Raw genomic sequence first — 16,652 nt, forward strand, 5'->3', positions numbered from 1 at the left:
CCATAACGATAACTATACGATCAACGCAAATTTAGAAATTTGCAGGTGGCAACGGATAGGTTCGATAAAAAAAAATCGAGACACCCCGAAAGCGAGGTGTCCCGTGTTTTCGATTTCCTTTTCCAAAGGGTTACCAGGGTTTTCCGGTTCCCTGGATTACCCAGGGTTTTGACCAGGCACTGTTTTGGCCATCTATTTCCGAGAAGTTGGTTTCTTCGAGCCGTGACATGGCTCGTTCCGTTTCTGTAGCATTTAGGTTTCGCTCCTCGATCATGTAGTAAAACCGTACGGGTAAAGCAGAACGAATCGCAAAGGGACCGGCTTCCAGTGCCGGAAAGCCAGTGCGCCTGTAGTCAAACCAGGATTCAGCAGCAGCCGTCCAGGAGGCGATCCATTTCTGTTCCATCAGCTGTTCCAACGTTCCGTCGAAGCGAACATCTATCTCTTCCAGATAGCTTGATGCCTGATCGCCAAGCCCCCAGGTGGTAAAAGATGCCTGAATCGCCGTATTGTAGTAATTTTCAGCAGTATTCCCCACATTCCATCCTTTCAATGCTGCCTCAGCCAAGATAAAATTCACTTCCGAAGCAGAAATAATTCGTGCGCGCAATAAGGGACCCGTTGCCTGCCGGTACCGATCGTTTAACCAGGAAACGTGTGGATTAAACGAAGCTTGATTGGCATCCGGACTGAGGTTGTACACCTGTGGTCCGGGGATTGCCGGCGGAATCCCCACGTAGTCGGGGTTTTGGCTGATGTCTTCGAGCGCCACATTCCGTTCTGCCAACACATCCGGCGAAAGCAGACGTCTGCCGTTTTCAACACGGTCGGTGCCGGGTGGCAGGCTTTCGTCCACCACCAAAGGGATTTGCACCGGGTTGGCCCATACAGTTAGGCGGGGATCGTTTTTGGAGCGCATGGCCTCTACCAGTGTCTGGCACATTTTTAATCGGCGGTAATTGCTGGCATCGGCATCGTATCGGGTATTGGCCGGCCAGGAGGTGTCGTTACTGATACCGGCAAATCCCATACTGGCATCGTCCGTGGGATTCACGATTAAGGGATTTGACGTTGGGTCTGCTAGCAAGGCTTCAATACCTTGCCTGGCAAATTCAGGAAGCTTTTCCGATACCCGCATGTAGTAGCGTAGCCTTAGGGAATTGGCCATCTTCCTCCATTTTGCCGGATCCCCGTTGTAATATACATCTACGCCGTCCAGGCTGCTGTTATAAGCAGCTCGTGGCTGAGAAAGGAGTTCATTGGCTGTTTCCAGGTCCGACAAAATTCCGCGATAGATTTCCTCCTGGGTATCGAATGCGGGAAAAGTAGCCTCAGGGGTACCCTCCGCTCCCCGAAGTGCCTGACTGTAGGGGGCATCTCCCCAAAGATCCGTAATCAAACCAAACATCATGGATTTTATGACCAACGTCACCCCCATGTGTAGCTCCTGATCCAATTCAATGGCTTTGTCGTAGACAAATTGATTGTTGCGTAGAATGGCGTAATACCCAGCCCAGCTATTGCTCCGGTTCCAGGCGTACTGGTTATGTGCCCCGGACCATCCATCTTTTTGCGTGTGTTGCATTACCCCCGCAATGTCCTGATATCCCAGGTTAACGATGGTTTTACCTGCCTCGGTCAGTACCGTAGATAGTACCAGATTTGGATTGGCCGTTTCCGGGTTGGCCCCATTTGGGTTGATATTCATTTCTACCAACTCTTCCGTACAAGAAACGGTCAACAAACAAGTCAGTACAAATCCGAAAATAAGCTTATTATTGAATTTCATAACGATTTTTTTTGATCACCGAATCTTGATTAAAAGGTTGCGTTTACTTTAAAACCAATGGGCATTACCCAGGGCATCACGTTCCATCGTTCAATACCTTGTTTAAACTGGGATCCTGCCTGCACGCCTGCCTGGGGCTGAAAAGCCATTTCCGGATCAACATTGATCTTCGCAGCAGTCCACAGGATAATATTTCGGCTGTAGACCGAAAAATTTATTTGTTGCATGCGCAGTGCCTGGGCGAATTTCTGCGGTGCATCGTACCCAAAAGAGACCTCCCTCAATTTCACAAAGGAGGCGTCATACAGAAAGGCTCTGGCAAAACTCCATGCCGTACTGCCGGCATAGGGAAGCGTGAGGGTACCGCCTGGCTGCCCGATATTCTCCCCGAGGTTTTCGGCAAACTCCGTTGGATTTCCATTTTCATCGAAGGCCGTAGCGTAAACACCTGGAATAAAAACCCCTCCGTAGGGCAGTGTGAATGGTCCGAAGGTGAACGGGTACCCGCCATAATCAGGGGTAGGCCCGCCTACAAGGGGAAAGTTATTCCCGTTGATCAGAATCATGGACTCCCTATTTTCCAGCAAGTACTCTTTCAAGGCCGCTCCTGATCGGTCACCCGGGTGAATTAACTTGTCTAAAAAAATCTGTGACCTGCCGTGCTCTTCTCCGAAACGGTAGGTTTGAGACACAAAATCACCTCCATTTCTCCAGTCAAAGGTCAGGTTGAGGTGAAAATTTTTGTAGGAAAGGGAGGTTTGCATACCCAAAATAAAATCCGGATTGAAATTTCCAATTTTATTGCGGCTGTTTACCGCATCCACATCCTGCCATTTTCCTGTCTGATCCAGTATTGGAAAGCCGAAATACGGAGATTCCGGATCTTCTACGGTCACCACTTTGGCATCGTAAATATCGCCGATTTCTTCTCCCACATAAGTCCAGGCCCCACCTCTGGCGTCTGTCCACAAGGTGTAATAGGGGAGTTCATCAGCAAGCTCCACTATACGGGTACGATTTCGGGTTAGGTTAAAGTTTGTAGTCCAGTTCCAATTTGGGCTCTGCACCAGGTCTGCCCCCAGGGTTAGTTCTATGCCTTTACTGCGCAGGAGTCCGGCATTGATATTTTTAGCCGAATAACCGGTAGAAGGTGGGAGTCCGGTGCTGAAAATTTGATTGCGGTTTTCTACCATGTAATAGGTGCCGCTAAACCTGATGCGATTGTTAAACAGATGCAGATCCATTCCCCCTTCGTAAGAAGTAGCAATTTCGGGCTTCAGCGAGGGGTTTAGCAGGGTCCCCGGCAGAGAAAGTCGGGGAATATTGCCCCATGCGCCTGCATTGGACAAGGCAGCAATGAGGCGGTATGGGTCGGCATCGTTCCCAACGGAAGCGTAGCCGCCGCGAATTTTTACCAGGCTAAACGGCTCGGAAAAGTCCAGGATTTCGTTAACCAGAAGACTTAGCGAGGCAGATGGATAAAAATAAGGTGCCGCATCCGGAAGGGTACTTGACCAATCGTTTCGCGCCGTCAGGTCCAGGTAAATCATGTCCTTGTACCCAAGATTTGCCAATGCGTACAAACTGTGTATGCCCCGCTCAAACCGGCTATTGGCGTACTGTATGTTGTCCGGGGCAATATTCTGAACGGTATATACCCCGGGTGTAATTAATCCTGCGCCTGGCTTGGAACCGGCGAACAAATTACTCCCGTTTTGGTACCGGATATTGCCTCCTCCGGAGAGCGATACGCTGTAGGGACCAAAATCTTTCGCATAGGTCAACAAAAAATCAGCATTGGATTCAAAGCCTTGCAGTTCGGTAATGCCGTAGGCTCCCTCGGGCTCCTGACTGTAACTTCGTGCTATTTTACTTTCCCGCGTCTCTCGGTACAAATCAAGTGCGTACCGGGCAAACAAACTAAACGAGGGAGATAGCTGCCAATCCGCTTTTATGTTCCCAAATACCCGATCGCGTATAAAACTATTATTTACCTCATTGGCCAAAAAATAGGGATTATTTGTTACCCGAACGGGCTGGTCCGCATCCACCGTCTTTTGTTCCAACCCTTCCTGACCGGGTAGCCAGTAGTCTTTCAGGTCCAGTATATTCACATGAGGAGACGTTTCGTATACCCATTGAAGTGGATTGGTTCCGCGCTCTCCAGCTGGTCGGTTGTTGGAATTGTTTCGGCTCACGTCCAGATTGGTACTTACATTCAGCCGACTGCTGACTGCTACGGAAGAATTGATATTCAGGGTATTGCGAAACAAATCCGCATTGGGAATAATGCCCTTGTTGCGCATGTTGGAATAGGAAATGCGGTAATTCATCGCATTGGTGCTGTTTGCGATGGAAAAACTGTTGGCCGAAGTGATGCCTGTTTGCATAAAATTCCGCACGTTGTCCGGGTAAGATACCAGAGGTATCGGAATGCGGTTCCCATTTTCATCCAACGGGCTGTTCCATTGTACCTCCTCGTATCCCTTATCCAGGGCCGCACCAAAGGCTGCATTCACGTTTTCCTGTACCAGGCTTCCAAAGGGATTGGATAAGGGCGTCCCACTAATATCGGCAGGTATGGCTGAAAACTGACCGGACCCGAATTCGCTGTGCCACTTCAAGAACTTAAAGGGTACATCAAATACCGTATTCGAAGTCACACTGACCGTAAGTCGATCTACATTTCCCCGCTTGGTAGTAATGAGTACTACGCCATTACCCGCTCTAGAACCATACAAAGCCGCTGCACTTGGCCCTTTCAAGATGGAGATTTCTGCAATATCATCCGGATTGAGACCCGAGATGGCATTCCCGTAATCTACCCTGTTTTCGGTCCCTACGGAAGAAACATTATTTAGGGTATTGGCGATGGGCACTCCATCCACGACGAATAGCGGCTGATTGTCCGAACTCAGCGAGGTAGCGCCACGGATGACCATGCTTACTGACGAACCGGTGGCACCCGTTGAACTGATCGTGGCTCCTGCCACTTTTCCGGCCATGGCATTTAAGAAGCTTTCCTGCGCTACGCGTGTCATTTCCTCCCCGTCCACCCGCTCAATCGAGTATCCCAGGGATATTTCTTCACGCCGAATCCCCAATGCCGTTACCACCACTTCCCCCAGGTCGGAAGCGTCGGGAATCATTTCGATGCTGAGGACCGACCGGTTGCCCACCGTTTCCTCGACCGGCTGGAAACCAATGTAAGAAAAAACGAGCACAGTGCCGGCACCCGGAACCTCCAGCGAAAAATTGCCGTCAGCGTCTGTCGCCGTACCGGCTTGAGAACCTTGAATCAAAACGTTAACCCCGGGAATTCCCAGGCCGTCTTCGGATGACCGAACGGTACCTCGCACCTGCCGACTTTGCGCCAGCGCATCCAAATAGCAGGTTCCAGTAAGGAACCAAAACAAGATCAGAACCACGCCGAGCCTGTTCGCATGTGACTGTTTTCCCATAAACTTGCCTTTAAAGTTGCTGTACTTTATTTGTAGTACGCTACTAATCAAAAACATACCCCTATGACAGCATATTTTCACAGCAAATAGCAAAATATTCCCATATACCTCCCAAGCGAAAGCGTTAAGAATGCATATCCTTATTGTTAAATTCGTATTAGCAAAAGGAAATTCGGAAAAACTAGCAGCTCTGGCTCACCCTCCGTGGGAATAACAAACCCCTTACCGTCCGAGCAACTTCTTTTTTGTACGATCGATCCAATCCAATTTTTTGGCGAGTTTCGGCCCGGGAGCAAAGCGATAGATCAGATTAAACCGGTAATTTCCCGTCCCTACATGTATACGGTGGCCAGCAACTGGCGCCAGATTTACCTGATTGTACACGTAATTGACGTTTACCGACCATCGGTCGGAATTGTACCCTGTAAATCCGCGCAAAAAATAATTTGGTCGTACCGCCCAATTGCGTTCCTCCGCTCCGGTTGCATCGTGCAGAGAGGTACGCCCGACCGAGAATCCCGAGGCAGCCGACAGGGTAAGGAAGAAATGCTTTTTCACGACCAATGAATACGCATAGCCAATTGTGGGACTCCATTCCATAAATTTAACCTGCCGAAGGTCGAACTCCCTTGCCAGCGAAGTGGGCAGGATCCCATATTGGTTTCGCACTTGCCCGCCGTATACTTCCATACCCGCCAAAAAAGAACCCGCCGAACGTTGTTGCCATTCGTTTTGCAAAAAAGCAGCCCGGTAGGAAAATTTATCCCCATTAAATAAGTACTGAACCGAGGCTCCTACCTTCCGTAACTTCATGTCTGGAAACAGCCTGTCCTCCCCATCAGCAAGCTGCAAGTTATCCCCGCTTAGGAAATACCCGTTATAAAATTGCCCAAATAGGTCGATGACCCAGTTTTTGGGATACGCATGTGCCTGCAGATCCAGGTAGTTGGTCTCTCCTCTGCCCCTTTCTGGGTTGATGAAGCCAAACCCATAGGCCAGATTTAGTGTCAGGTTTTGGTAGGTAAGCCCAAACCCCGTGTTCAACGTAGAATTAGGCATGTACCAAAGTCTCTCTCCACCCTTTTCCAGGCCCATTCCGCTGAACTTTCTGGACAAATAGTACCTCCCGACCAGTTTTGAAGGGTAGGTTTGGTAGTAAAGAGTATCGTCCTTTGTTTGTTGCCCTTGCGAATTATCCACCGAAACCATCCAAACACACACACACAACAGGAAAAACTTCATGATTACAAATTAAAACCAATAACCCTACCAAACAACAAAACCCCAAAACAACGCGAGCAGTGGAGGGACAAATAGAAAGAGGAGGTCAGTAAAAATAATTTCGAAATAACCTCCTTTTTAATCGTGAGAAAAAGATAAGTATAAAAAGTTGCTTAATCACCCGCGACAAAGGTAAGGAAATTTCTCGCAATAACGCAATAAAAAATTCTTCGTAAGTTTCGATAATTTAAAGAAATAATTACAATCAACTTCTCACGGCTAAACGCCTTTTTTTGAGGATATTGAACCTATCCACCGGTGCCCGATCAAAAATTTCATCTGCGTAGCCTCCAGATTTGAATAGGTTTTGCACCTGTAAAAGCAAATAAATAATATTTTTAGTAGTTTACTTTGTCTTTTACTGGTTTTTATCGGCTTTAATACTTCATTATTCTAAGATAGGCATAGATAGAAGCGAATAGCTGTACTATTGCACACACGAAAAAAACGCATTGATTAAAATAACCGAATAAAAAAATAATTATTAAAATAATTCAATTATACATAAAGCCTTTGAAGGGGGTAATTGTGGCCACTTAACGCTGACCATAGTGGCAAGAAGTCCGTACAACGCAACCAATAGAAAGAATCGGAGACGACGGTCCTAGAATGGATCGGTCTTGCACTTCCATCCCATCGATTCACCATTCCAGCGGGAACCGAGTCCCGATAGGAAGGGGCAGTAGCGGGCACGATCAATCAAGGCTGCAGCAGGGACAAGCGAAAAACTGATACGAATTTGCTAAATTTTATCCTTGCCAGAAAACCATTTCTTAAAGTAGTAAACGAGGGGATTGGTGTATTTCAGTTGTTTCCAGGGCCTGCTTCCGTGTGGCCGGTGCAAAACGGGCAGGTCCATGAGAATGTAATTATCAAAGCCCAACTCTCGGGCTTTATGACTGATGTGGGTATCGTACCAGTCCTTGTCCAGGTCCAGATTGGAAAAGTCATAGGCGGATAAGAATGGATTACTTAGCAGGGTGCAGCAGAAGCTGAGACTCCGCTGGGTCTGCAGGGCTCCTGTTCGTTTTTCCTGTTTAAATTTCAGGTAAGGAAAATTGACCTTACCCCGCTCATCCTGCGTAATGGCCCCCACCAATCCGGTAGTTGGATTGGCTGCCGCGAAAGAAACCAGCCGCGCGAAGGTATCCGACTGAACCGTCACGTCGGATTCGACGATGATGAGTGGCAGCCCGGTTTTAAGGGCCTCTTTCTGCGCGCACACCAGTACCTTGTCGTAATTCGGGGAGGGATCCGCCGTAAGGTCTTCGAGGTGTACCAGTTCAAAGTCCATATCCTTTTGGGCTGCCTGTAGGCCCGCTCTGGTGGTCTCTGTAGAAAAATCATCAAACACCCAATAAGAAAACGTTCCTTGCGCCTGCTTTACGGCCCGGATTGTCTCCAGGGAAGCTTCCAGGGCATCTTTTACGGGTGTCACTACGATTGCTTGCATCGGTCAGGAGCGAATTAAAAAAGCCCCGGATAAGCATCCAGGGCTTTGGAGAAAACTCAGTTTAATTTAGCCAGGGCCTCCTTGATTCGCTTCAGGGCTTCCTTCAATTCTGCTTCCGAAGCGGCATAGGATAAGCGAACGGATTTGGGGGCACCAAAGGCCGCTCCCGTCACCAGAGAGACATGGGCTTCGTTTAGTAGGTACAGGCAAAAATCATCGGCACTTTCGATGACTTGCTTCCCGGGGGTAGTTTTTCCAAAGAATTCAGATATATCCGGGAAAAAGTAAAACGCACCTTCGGGAACATGGGTTTTAATCCCCGGGATTTCCCGCAGCAAGCCCAGCACCAGGTCTCTTCGCTTGAGGTAGGCCGCAGCCATTTCCTCCGTAGGCCGCTGATCACCAACCAGTCCTGCCAAAGCAGCTCGCTGCGCGATGCCGGTACCTCCGGAGGTAAACTGCCCCTGGATTTTTTCACAGGCTTTGGCAATGGCTACCGGCGCACAGATGTACCCGACCCGCCACCCGGTCATGGCATAGCCTTTGGAAAAACCGTTGACCGTGATCGTCCGCTCGAACATCCCCGGAAAGGAGGCGATGCTGGCATGTTGTCCAGTAAAATTAATCAATTCGTAAATTTCATCAGCGATCACCACCAGGTCTTCGGTGGATTTCACTACTTCGGCAATGGCCTCTAATTCTTCTTTACTAAATACCGAACCCGATGGATTGCAGGGAGAAGAATAAATCACCGCCTTGGTCTTGTCGGTAATGGCTTCCTTCAACTGAGCAGCCGTGGCTTTGAAATTATTTTCCAAATTTCCCTCAATCAATACCGGCACCCCCCCGGCGAGTTTGATGATTTCGGAATAGGACACCCAATAGGGCGAGAAAATGACTACCTCGTCTCCCTCGTTGATCAAACACATGAACACATTGGCAATGGAGTGTTTCGCTCCCGTGGAGACCACGATGTTTTCTGCTTTTGCTTCCGCTATGTGGTTTTGTTCACGAAGTTTCCTGGCAATCGCCTCCCGAAGATCCTGATAGCCGGCTACGGGAGGATAGGAAAAGTATTTGCCTTCATCGATGGCAGCTTTCGCTGCTTCCTGTATGTGTTTCGGAGTCTTGAAGTCCGGCTCGCCCAAACTAAGCCCTATGATATCGATGCCCTGGCTTTTAAGTTCCCTGGCTGTTTTTGCCATCGCAAGCGTGGCTGACTCTTCCATATTGATGATGCGATCGGATAGGATGGAATTCATGTATGCGTTGTTTTTAATAAATGAGATTCAGTAGTGTATGCCTGTGCCTTGGGGGAAATTGCAAACAAAATCGTGTGGCCTTTCCGACACATTTTTTAATTTTGCAAAAATAAGGATATTGCCAACGATTCCTAAATCTTTGATCAGTTTTGAACGAACCCTGCCTGGCCTATCCTTGTTGGAATAATACCTGCAGCCCGCCTGCATTCATACTAAAAGCCGCTTGAAGCCGTTACTCCTATACCATGAAAAAGTCGCTATACCTTCCTGGCCTCCTGCTCTTTACCTTCGTCGTGCTTCCGGGTTTCGCACAAGAATCCGATGCGGTTGCCGATCCGGATTCCTCTGGCGTAGAAAAGAGTCGGCTGCTCCCTACTTCTACCCCGGTATTGTTATTCTCTGCCGTGGAAGATGAAGAGAAAGAAGATAAAAAAAAGAAAAAGCGTAAAAAAAACGTGTACTTTGGAGAAAAGACCAAAAAAGCCCTGATCAAAAGTAGTTTCCGGGAACAGGTTACCTATCAGGTCTTCCACTTTACCCTGAATCACCGCCAACCCGACCCGTACATCCGGGACATCTATTGGTACGACTCCCGAAACAAAGCCATAAAGAATTCCGGCTACCAGCCCGCTGCCGGTTACCTGCTACACGGCCCCTACGAAAGGCGCATCGGCGAAAACGTGGTAGAAAGCGGCATGTACTATTACGGTACCAAACACGGACGTTGGATGTCGTACGATGGCAAAAACATTTTACTTGACAAGCGCCATTACGCCGAAGGCTGGCCAAAAGACTCCCGAATCACCTATTACAACCGGGGAGAACGAAAGATTGAGAAACTTACCCCCATCGAATACGAACTGGAAGAGGGAAATTTCTATCATTTTTATCCGGATGGGCAGGTAGCGGTCACCGGAGAATATCGGTATGGAGAAAAAGTCGGCTTATGGACCGCCTATTGGCCTGCCCAGAAAGATAGAACCATAAAAAAACGGGAAATCCAATACCAATCGGAAGCCTTTACCGCCGATTTTAAACCTTACATCCGGGCGGAATGGGACAGGGAAGGAAATCTGATCTACCGAACTCCCAATTAGTAAAACGCATCTTCAAAATGTTTGAAGGCCACCCGGCCGTGAGTGTCCCGGTACACCCCCACAATGTCAAAGCGGATATCCCGGTGCCAGTCGATCTCGTAGATGTAATGGTCCGCCGCACGGATAATTAATTGGCGTTTTTTGTAGTCCACAAACTCCTCTGCGTAGCCATAGCCCGTACCGGTCCGGAATTTCACTTCCACAAACACGAGCAGCTCGCGGTGGGTCATGATCAGGTCAATTTCGGCATGCTTGTAACGGTAATTTTCCGCAACAAAAACATAGCCTTTACCTTCCAGCCATTCCCTGGCCAGTTGCTCGGCTTCTCTTCCCCGATCGTTATGTTCCGCCATTCTGTGATATTGACTATATTTGAAAAAACTATCCGATACGCGTGAATCAATTTATCAATAAAAAAGTAATTTTTCAGGATTTGGGGAGGAAAGATTACCGGGAAACCTGGGATTACCAGGAACAGCTATTCGCAGCCATCGTTTCCGCGAAAATCGCTAATCGCCAGCAGGAACCTACGCTGCAGCAAATCACGGAAAATTACCTGCTGTTTGTTGAGCACCCCCATGTCTACACCCTGGGAAAAAGCGGAAAACCCGAAAACTTGCTCCTGGATGAAGCAGGCTTAAAAAAACACCAGGCGAGCTTCTACCCCATCAACCGGGGCGGCGACATCACCTACCACGGTCCAGGCCAATTGGTCGGCTATCCCATTCTGGATCTGGACAATTTTTTTACCGATATCCACCGTTACCTGCGGTACCTGGAGGAGGCTGTCATCGCCACGATTGGGGATTATGGCCTCGAGGCTGGCAGGATTGAGGGGCTAACCGGCGTTTGGTTGGACCATGTGCGCCAGCAAAATCCCCGTAAAATCTGCGCATTGGGGGTGAAATCCAGTCGATGGGTGACCATGCATGGCTTTGCATTCAATGTAAATGTGGACCTGAGGTACTTTGAGCATATCGTCCCCTGCGGTATCCGGGACAAGGCCGTCACCTCCCTGCACGTAGAACTAGGCCGGGCTGTTGACGCGTCCGAAGTAAAGACCCGTCTGAAGGGACATTTGGCACGAATTTTCGAGATGGAACTGCTGGACATAGCGGTCCCACAGGAAAAGCGCGAGAGGTCTTCCGATTTTTAACAAAACGTTTATCTTTGTAACAGGCACAGTGTCCGGAGATAGCCCTATTGTTACATTCCCAAACCGGAACGGCCTGCTCGTGTACCTACCTGATGCCTATGACTGGTTTTTTTGAACAGCTGAGTGATATCCTTTTTCTGGATATCGAAACCATCTCCGGAACCAAAAGTCTGGAGGAACTCCCGCCAAGGATGCAGGAGGAATGGAAGAAGAAGGCCCAACACCTCCCCCAGCGGGAAGACAAGGAACCCGCGGAATTGTATTTCGAAAAAGCGGGTATTTACGCCGAGTTTGGCAGAATTATCTGTGTCGGTGTAGGCTACTTCACCTACCGAAAAGAGGAAGACCTGCTGCAATACCGCACCAAGTCCTTTGCCGCTGAAACGGAACACGAGCTGCTTTGGACCTTTCGGGAGCTATTGGGTAAGCGCGATTGGACCCTTTGTGCCCACAATGGCAAAGAATTTGATATACCTTACCTGTGTCGGCGCATGCTAGCAAATCAGATTCCCCTACCGGAGGTACTTCAACTGGCCGGTAAACGACCCTGGGAAATCCGCCATTTGGACACCCTGGAGTTATGGAAATTTGGGGATTACAAGCATTACACGCGCCTGGACCTATTGGCCGCCCTGTTTGACATCCCCAGTTCAAAGGATGGCATCGATGGGTCCGAGGTAAATGCCCGGTACTACCATGCAAATGGACTGGATACCATCCGGGACTATTGCCTGCGGGATGTAGAGGTGACGGCTCGGATTTACCTGGCCTATCAAGGCCTTCCGGGAAATCTGGAATTTGACCGAATCAATCTGGACGAAGACGCGTCGTCGGATACCCCGGCACCGGAATGATTTCAAATAAATATGCGTACCTTTAGTGTTCTAAATCATTTTTATGGGAAGAAAATCAGGAAGAAAAAAATCGGGATTCAGAAACAAGGAGGGAAAAGCCTCTGGATTGTCACAGATAAAACACCAGTTAACGCAATTTTTAGACAGTAATTTCGGTGAGGAATTTGCTGAAAAACAACTGATAAAAAAACTGGCCCTGCGGGATGCCCCCTCCAAGAAATTACTTGACGATGCCCTGCAAGACCTTTTGGCAAGCGGAAGCATCTCCAAAAGCCCCCGAAACCTTTATTCTTCCGCGGCAGATCCCGAATTTATTACCGGAGAGGTAGACTTTGTAAACGCCCGGTTTGCCTTTATCATTCCCGAAGATCAGGAAAAAAAAGAGAACGATATCCTGGTGAAGGAAGCCGATCTCAAAACAGCCCTGGACGGAGATAAGGTACGCATTCTGGTCTTGCCGCACAAAGGAAAAGGCGGCAAACGGGAAGGCAAAGTGCTGGAAATCCTCGAACGCTGCCGGGATGAATTTGTGGGGCGGGTGGAAATATCCCCGCGATTCGCCTTTGTGGTTCCTGATTTCAAAAAAATGCACCAGGACATCTTCGTAAAGAAAGCAGACCTGGTCGGTGCCCAGCACAACCAAAAAGTGATCGTCAAACTTACCGAATGGAAGGAAGGTGATAAGAGTCCGACCGGTAAAATTATCCGGGTATTGGGCGAGGCTGGAGACCACGAAGTGGAAATTCACTCCATCATGGCGGAATTCGGACTGCCCTTTGAGTACCCCGAAGACGCCATGGCCGAAGCGGATACCATCCCCGAGACCATTCCCTCCGAAGAACTGAAAAAAAGAAGGGATTTCCGATCCATCGATACCTTTACCATTGACCCGGCGGATGCCAAGGATTTTGACGACGCCATCTCCTTCCGGTATTTGGAAAACGGAAACATGGAAATCGGCGTCCATATTGCCGACGTGAGCCATTACGTCACCCCGAGGTCCATCATGGAAAAAGAAGCCTACGACCGGGCTACTTCCGTATACCTCGTTGACCGGACCATCCCCATGCTGCCCGAAAGGCTGAGCAATGGGCTTTGCTCGCTTCGACCCAATGAGGACAAGCTTACCTTTTCTTGTGTCTTTGAGATGGACGAGGAAGCACAGGTGCGGGATTTTTGGATCGGGCGAACGGTGATTCATTCCAACCGACGGTTTAGTTACGAAGAGGCGCAGGAAAACATGGATCAGGCGGCAGGAGCATATGCAAAAGAACTACTAACCATTAACGGTCTGGCAAAAAAACTCCGCCGGGCTCGGTTTAAAAAAGGCGCCATTAATTTCGAGACCGTCGAGGTAAAATTCAAGTTGGACGAAAAAGGCACGCCAGTAGGCCTGCTAATCAAGGAACGAAAAGACGTGCACAAGCTCATCGAAGAGTTTATGCTGCTGGCAAACAAGACGGTTGCGCAATACATTTACGACAAAAACAAGGGGAAGAGTACCTTTGTCTACCGCATACACGACTATCCTGATCTGGAAAAACTCAGCACCTTTGCCAATTTCGCCAGAAAATTCGGACACGATTTGCAAATCAGCGACGAAAAAAAAGTGGCCAACAGCTTAAACAAGCTGATGGATGAGATTGTTGGTAAGCCGGAACAGAACGTACTGGAGCAATTGGCCATTCGCAGCATGGCGAAAGCCAAGTATACCACCGAACCAAAACTCCATTTCGGACTTGCTTTTGCGCATTACACCCACTTTACCTCTCCGATTAGAAGGTATCCGGATCTGATGGTGCACCGACTGTTGCAGCATTACCTGGATGGGGGCAAACCGCCCGAAAATCAGGCCTGGGAAGAAAAATGCGTTCACTCCTCCGAGCGGGAAAAGCGGGCCGCAGATGCCGAGCGCGCCAGCATTAAGTACAAGCAGGTGGAGTACATGAAACTTGCAGAAGAAAAGGACTATGCGGGCATGGTCACCGGTATTACGGAATGGGGCGTTTATGTGGAAATTACAGAAACCAAATGCGAGGGCATGGTCCGGGTACAGGACATGACAGACGATTATTACGATTTTGACGAGAAAAACATGCGGCTGATCGGTTCCAAAAACAAGAAAATCATCACACTTGGAGACAAGGTCATGGTTCGCGTAACCCGAACCGACATTGACCGGAGAACCATAGACCTGGAATTTGTTAACGATGATAAATGATAAGGTACTCGGGGAAATACGAGATTCCCTGGAAAAACACATCCTGCAGCTGCAACTAGGAGGCAATCCTCCCGAACTATACGACCCAATCACGTATCTGATGGGATTGGGAGGCAAACGGATCCGCCCCTTGCTCGCAATTCTTTCCTATGGCTTGTATAAAGAGGACTACCAACGGGTAGTAACACCTGCCGCCGCCATCGAGGTCTTTCACAATTTCACCCTGATGCACGATGACATCATGGACAAGGCACCCATCCGCCGGGGCATGCCCACGGTGCACGAAAAGTGGAACGCCAATACGGCAATCCTCTCCGGTGATGTGATGCTGGTCAAAGCCTACGAATTGCTGTTGGAAGTAGCACCGGAACACCTGCGAGAAAGCATTGCGCTGTTTAGCAGAACAGCCGCCGAAGTCTGCGAAGGGCAGCAATTGGACATGAATTTTGAAGGGGTGGAGCAGGTGTCGGAGCCGGATTACTTAAACATGATCCGGTTAAAAACGGCGGTACTGCTGGGGTTTTCGCTTCAACTGGGAGCCGTACTGGCCGGGGCCAGAGCCGAAGATGGACGTCGCCTTTACGATTTTGGCGTAAACATCGGCATGGGTTTTCAATTAAAAGATGACTTGTTGGATGTCTACGCAGACAAAGAAAAGTTTGGCAAGCAGGTAGGCGGAGACATTCTGGCCAATAAAAAAACCTACCTCCTGATCAAGGCCAGGGAACTGGCCCAGGGAGCAGACAAAGCTACCCTCGAATACTGGCTACAAACAGCGGAACCCGATCCCGAACAAAAGGTGCGGGAAGTGCGGGCGGTCTACGACCGGCTGAAAATAGAGGCGCATACACTGGAACTCATGGGAAATTTTTTTGAAAAAGGATTCGAGCAGCTCAGTCGCCTGCACGTCAAAAGACCGGAAGGGCTACAACTCTTATGGAACCTCACGCATAACCTCGCCAACCGGGAAAAATAACTTGTATGGAACTATCTCTAACGCTGATTACCATCGGCATTACCTGCCTGATTTCGTATTACGGATGGAAAAATCCTGAAGTTATGGAACGGCAACTATTCGTCCCCTACCTGATCCAGCGAAACAACTCCTACGGGCGATTCATCACCTCAGGCTTCATCCATAAAGACGGCACCCACCTGCTTTTCAACATGTTCACCTTCTATTTCTTCGGAAGCGTGGTGGAACAATACCTGATGTATCAATTCGGCGCCAGTCTGGGCGCCCTGGCATTTGTTGTGTTTTACCTGGCGGCGATTGTCGTGGCCGATATTCCGACCTACCTGAAAGAAAAAGACAATCCTTCTTACCGGGCGCTGGGTGCTTCCGGTGGTACGGCTGCCACGGTGTTTGCTAGTATCGTACTCATGCCTTTATCAGACATCTGTATTTTTGGAATCTTTTGTCTTCCGGGCTTTATCCTGGGGCTGCTGTTTTTGGGATACGCCTTTTACAAAGGCAAACAGGGGGATGACGCCATCAATCACGACGCCCATTTCTATGGAGCGGTTTTTGGCATCGCGGTCATCGTCCTGATTTCCCCGCAAAATGCCCTGTATTTCTGGGACGAAATAAAAAGCTTCCGTTTGTTCTAACGGAAGCTTCTGGAATCGAATTATTTATTCTTTTTTAATTGCCGAACCAATTTATCAACGACATCCTTCACCAGGGGGATCCAATGCTCTCCCTTTTCTTCTGCGAAAACGTCAGGGCCCGGGATGCCTACCCGCATGCCAACCACGCTTTTGGCAGTACCACCGTGGCCTTCGGTTTTGAAGTAAATGTCTACGGCATTGATATCCGGAGTGAACTTGGATAATTTATCGATGGAAGATCTGATTTCTTCCTGCACGGCGGCATTGATATCGAGATTAACCGACTGTACATCAATTTTGATTCCTCTGTAATTTTCAGTATAATTCATGAAGGCAACAAGATTTAGACCCGGTAAAAACCGGGGATGGGACTATTTGTTAACGAAGGTTCCTGCCGGCAGAAAGCCGGCAATAGAAAAAAAAAGGCCCTTTTACGCAAAGGCCTTTTGGTTATCCCTGAGGAGGGT

Annotated in this window: 13 protein-coding genes; 6 read left to right on the forward strand and 7 right to left on the reverse strand. The window is 48.9% G+C overall.

The window, feature by feature from the left end; genetic code table 11:
• Positions 1 to 130: 130 nt before the first annotated feature.
• The 5 genes from GCU44_RS12680 to GCU44_RS12700 all read right to left on the reverse strand — a co-directional run bounded on the left by GCU44_RS12680 (position 131) and on the right by GCU44_RS12700 (position 9,246).
• Positions 131 to 1,789, reverse strand: a complete 1,659-nt coding sequence (locus GCU44_RS12680; RefSeq protein WP_154856735.1) for a SusD/RagB family nutrient-binding outer membrane lipoprotein — start codon at positions 1,787 to 1,789, stop codon at positions 131 to 133.
• A gap of 29 nt (positions 1,790 to 1,818) precedes the next feature.
• Positions 1,819 to 5,250, reverse strand: a complete 3,432-nt coding sequence (locus tag GCU44_RS12685; RefSeq protein ID WP_154856736.1) for a SusC/RagA family TonB-linked outer membrane protein — start codon at positions 5,248 to 5,250, stop codon at positions 1,819 to 1,821.
• Positions 5,251 to 5,472: 222 nt separating this feature from the next.
• Positions 5,473 to 6,492 (reverse strand): DUF4421 domain-containing protein, encoded by a 1,020-nt coding sequence (locus GCU44_RS12690; RefSeq protein ID WP_154856737.1) that lies wholly within the window; start codon positions 6,490 to 6,492, stop codon positions 5,473 to 5,475.
• Positions 6,493 to 7,273: 781 nt separating this feature from the next.
• A complete protein-coding gene (locus GCU44_RS12695; RefSeq protein ID WP_154856738.1) occupies positions 7,274 to 7,984 on the reverse strand; it encodes a glycosyltransferase in 711 nt (236 codons plus the stop codon).
• 56 nt (positions 7,985 to 8,040) lie between these two features.
• Positions 8,041 to 9,246, reverse strand: a complete 1,206-nt coding sequence (locus GCU44_RS12700) for a pyridoxal phosphate-dependent aminotransferase (protein ID WP_154856739.1) — start codon at positions 9,244 to 9,246, stop codon at positions 8,041 to 8,043.
• Between the two features lie 245 nt (positions 9,247 to 9,491).
• On the opposite strand from GCU44_RS12700, the gene GCU44_RS12705 reads away from it, so the two are divergent.
• Positions 9,492 to 10,343, forward strand: a complete 852-nt coding sequence (locus tag GCU44_RS12705) for a toxin-antitoxin system YwqK family antitoxin (protein ID WP_154856740.1) — start codon at positions 9,492 to 9,494, stop codon at positions 10,341 to 10,343.
• Here the strand turns inward: GCU44_RS12705 and GCU44_RS12710 are convergent.
• The gene (locus GCU44_RS12710; RefSeq protein ID WP_154856741.1) at positions 10,340 to 10,696 is read right to left on the reverse strand and encodes a YraN family protein; all 357 of its coding nucleotides are present in this window, start codon (positions 10,694 to 10,696) and stop codon (positions 10,340 to 10,342) included. The genes GCU44_RS12705 and GCU44_RS12710 overlap by 4 nt on opposite strands.
• 41 nt (positions 10,697 to 10,737) lie before the next feature.
• Here GCU44_RS12710 and lipB point away from each other — a divergent pair, with 41 nt between their 5' ends.
• From lipB to GCU44_RS12735, 5 genes are all read left to right on the forward strand, one after another.
• Complete coding sequence (gene lipB, locus GCU44_RS12715) at positions 10,738 to 11,499, forward strand: lipoyl(octanoyl) transferase LipB (RefSeq protein ID WP_154856742.1); 762 nt, start codon at positions 10,738 to 10,740, stop codon at positions 11,497 to 11,499.
• A gap of 98 nt (positions 11,500 to 11,597) precedes the next feature.
• Entirely contained in the window at positions 11,598 to 12,353 is a 756-nt protein-coding gene (locus GCU44_RS12720) for a 3'-5' exonuclease (RefSeq protein ID WP_154856743.1), read from the forward strand.
• Positions 12,354 to 12,396: 43 nt separating this feature from the next.
• On the forward strand, positions 12,397 to 14,574 hold the full coding sequence (gene rnr, locus GCU44_RS12725) for a ribonuclease R (protein WP_154856744.1): 2,178 nt from the start codon (positions 12,397 to 12,399) through the stop codon (positions 14,572 to 14,574).
• Entirely contained in the window at positions 14,564 to 15,550 is a 987-nt protein-coding gene (locus GCU44_RS12730) for a polyprenyl synthetase family protein (protein ID WP_154856745.1), read from the forward strand. The genes rnr and GCU44_RS12730 overlap by 11 nt, the downstream gene beginning before the upstream one ends.
• A 5-nt stretch (positions 15,551 to 15,555) precedes the next feature.
• Complete coding sequence (locus GCU44_RS12735) at positions 15,556 to 16,185, forward strand: rhomboid family intramembrane serine protease (protein ID WP_154856746.1); 630 nt, start codon at positions 15,556 to 15,558, stop codon at positions 16,183 to 16,185.
• Between the two features lie 20 nt (positions 16,186 to 16,205).
• Here GCU44_RS12735 and GCU44_RS12740 read toward each other — a convergent pair whose 3' ends face one another.
• On the reverse strand, positions 16,206 to 16,514 hold the full coding sequence (locus tag GCU44_RS12740) for an HPF/RaiA family ribosome-associated protein (RefSeq protein WP_092171779.1): 309 nt from the start codon (positions 16,512 to 16,514) through the stop codon (positions 16,206 to 16,208).
• Positions 16,515 to 16,652: the final 138 nt, after the last annotated feature.

It is taken from the genome of Cyclobacterium xiamenense (assembly GCF_009467825.1).
GTDB lineage: Bacteria > Bacteroidota > Bacteroidia > Cytophagales > Cyclobacteriaceae > Cyclobacterium > Cyclobacterium xiamenense.

Bases quoted from the DNA above. Each gene is read 5' to 3' on its own strand.
- GCU44_RS12680 (WP_154856735.1), bottom strand. From the start codon at position 1,789: ATGAAATTCAATAATAAGCTTATTTTCGGATTTGTACTGACTTGTTTG.
- GCU44_RS12685 (WP_154856736.1), bottom strand. From the start codon at position 5,250: ATGGGAAAACAGTCACATGCGAACAGGCTCGGCGTGGTTCTGATCTTG.
- GCU44_RS12690 (WP_154856737.1), bottom strand. From the start codon at position 6,492: ATGAAGTTTTTCCTGTTGTGTGTGTGTGTTTGGATGGTTTCGGTGGAT.
- GCU44_RS12695 (WP_154856738.1), bottom strand. From the start codon at position 7,984: ATGCAAGCAATCGTAGTGACACCCGTAAAAGATGCCCTGGAAGCTTCC.
- GCU44_RS12700 (WP_154856739.1), bottom strand. From the start codon at position 9,246: ATGAATTCCATCCTATCCGATCGCATCATCAATATGGAAGAGTCAGCC.
- GCU44_RS12705 (WP_154856740.1), top strand. From the start codon at position 9,492: ATGAAAAAGTCGCTATACCTTCCTGGCCTCCTGCTCTTTACCTTCGTC.
- GCU44_RS12710 (WP_154856741.1), bottom strand. From the start codon at position 10,696: ATGGCGGAACATAACGATCGGGGAAGAGAAGCCGAGCAACTGGCCAGG.
- GCU44_RS12720 (WP_154856743.1), top strand. From the start codon at position 11,598: ATGACTGGTTTTTTTGAACAGCTGAGTGATATCCTTTTTCTGGATATC.
- rnr (WP_154856744.1), top strand. From the start codon at position 12,397: ATGGGAAGAAAATCAGGAAGAAAAAAATCGGGATTCAGAAACAAGGAG.
- GCU44_RS12730 (WP_154856745.1), top strand. From the start codon at position 14,564: ATGATAAATGATAAGGTACTCGGGGAAATACGAGATTCCCTGGAAAAA.
- GCU44_RS12735 (WP_154856746.1), top strand. From the start codon at position 15,556: ATGGAACTATCTCTAACGCTGATTACCATCGGCATTACCTGCCTGATT.
- GCU44_RS12740 (WP_092171779.1), bottom strand. From the start codon at position 16,514: ATGAATTATACTGAAAATTACAGAGGAATCAAAATTGATGTACAGTCG.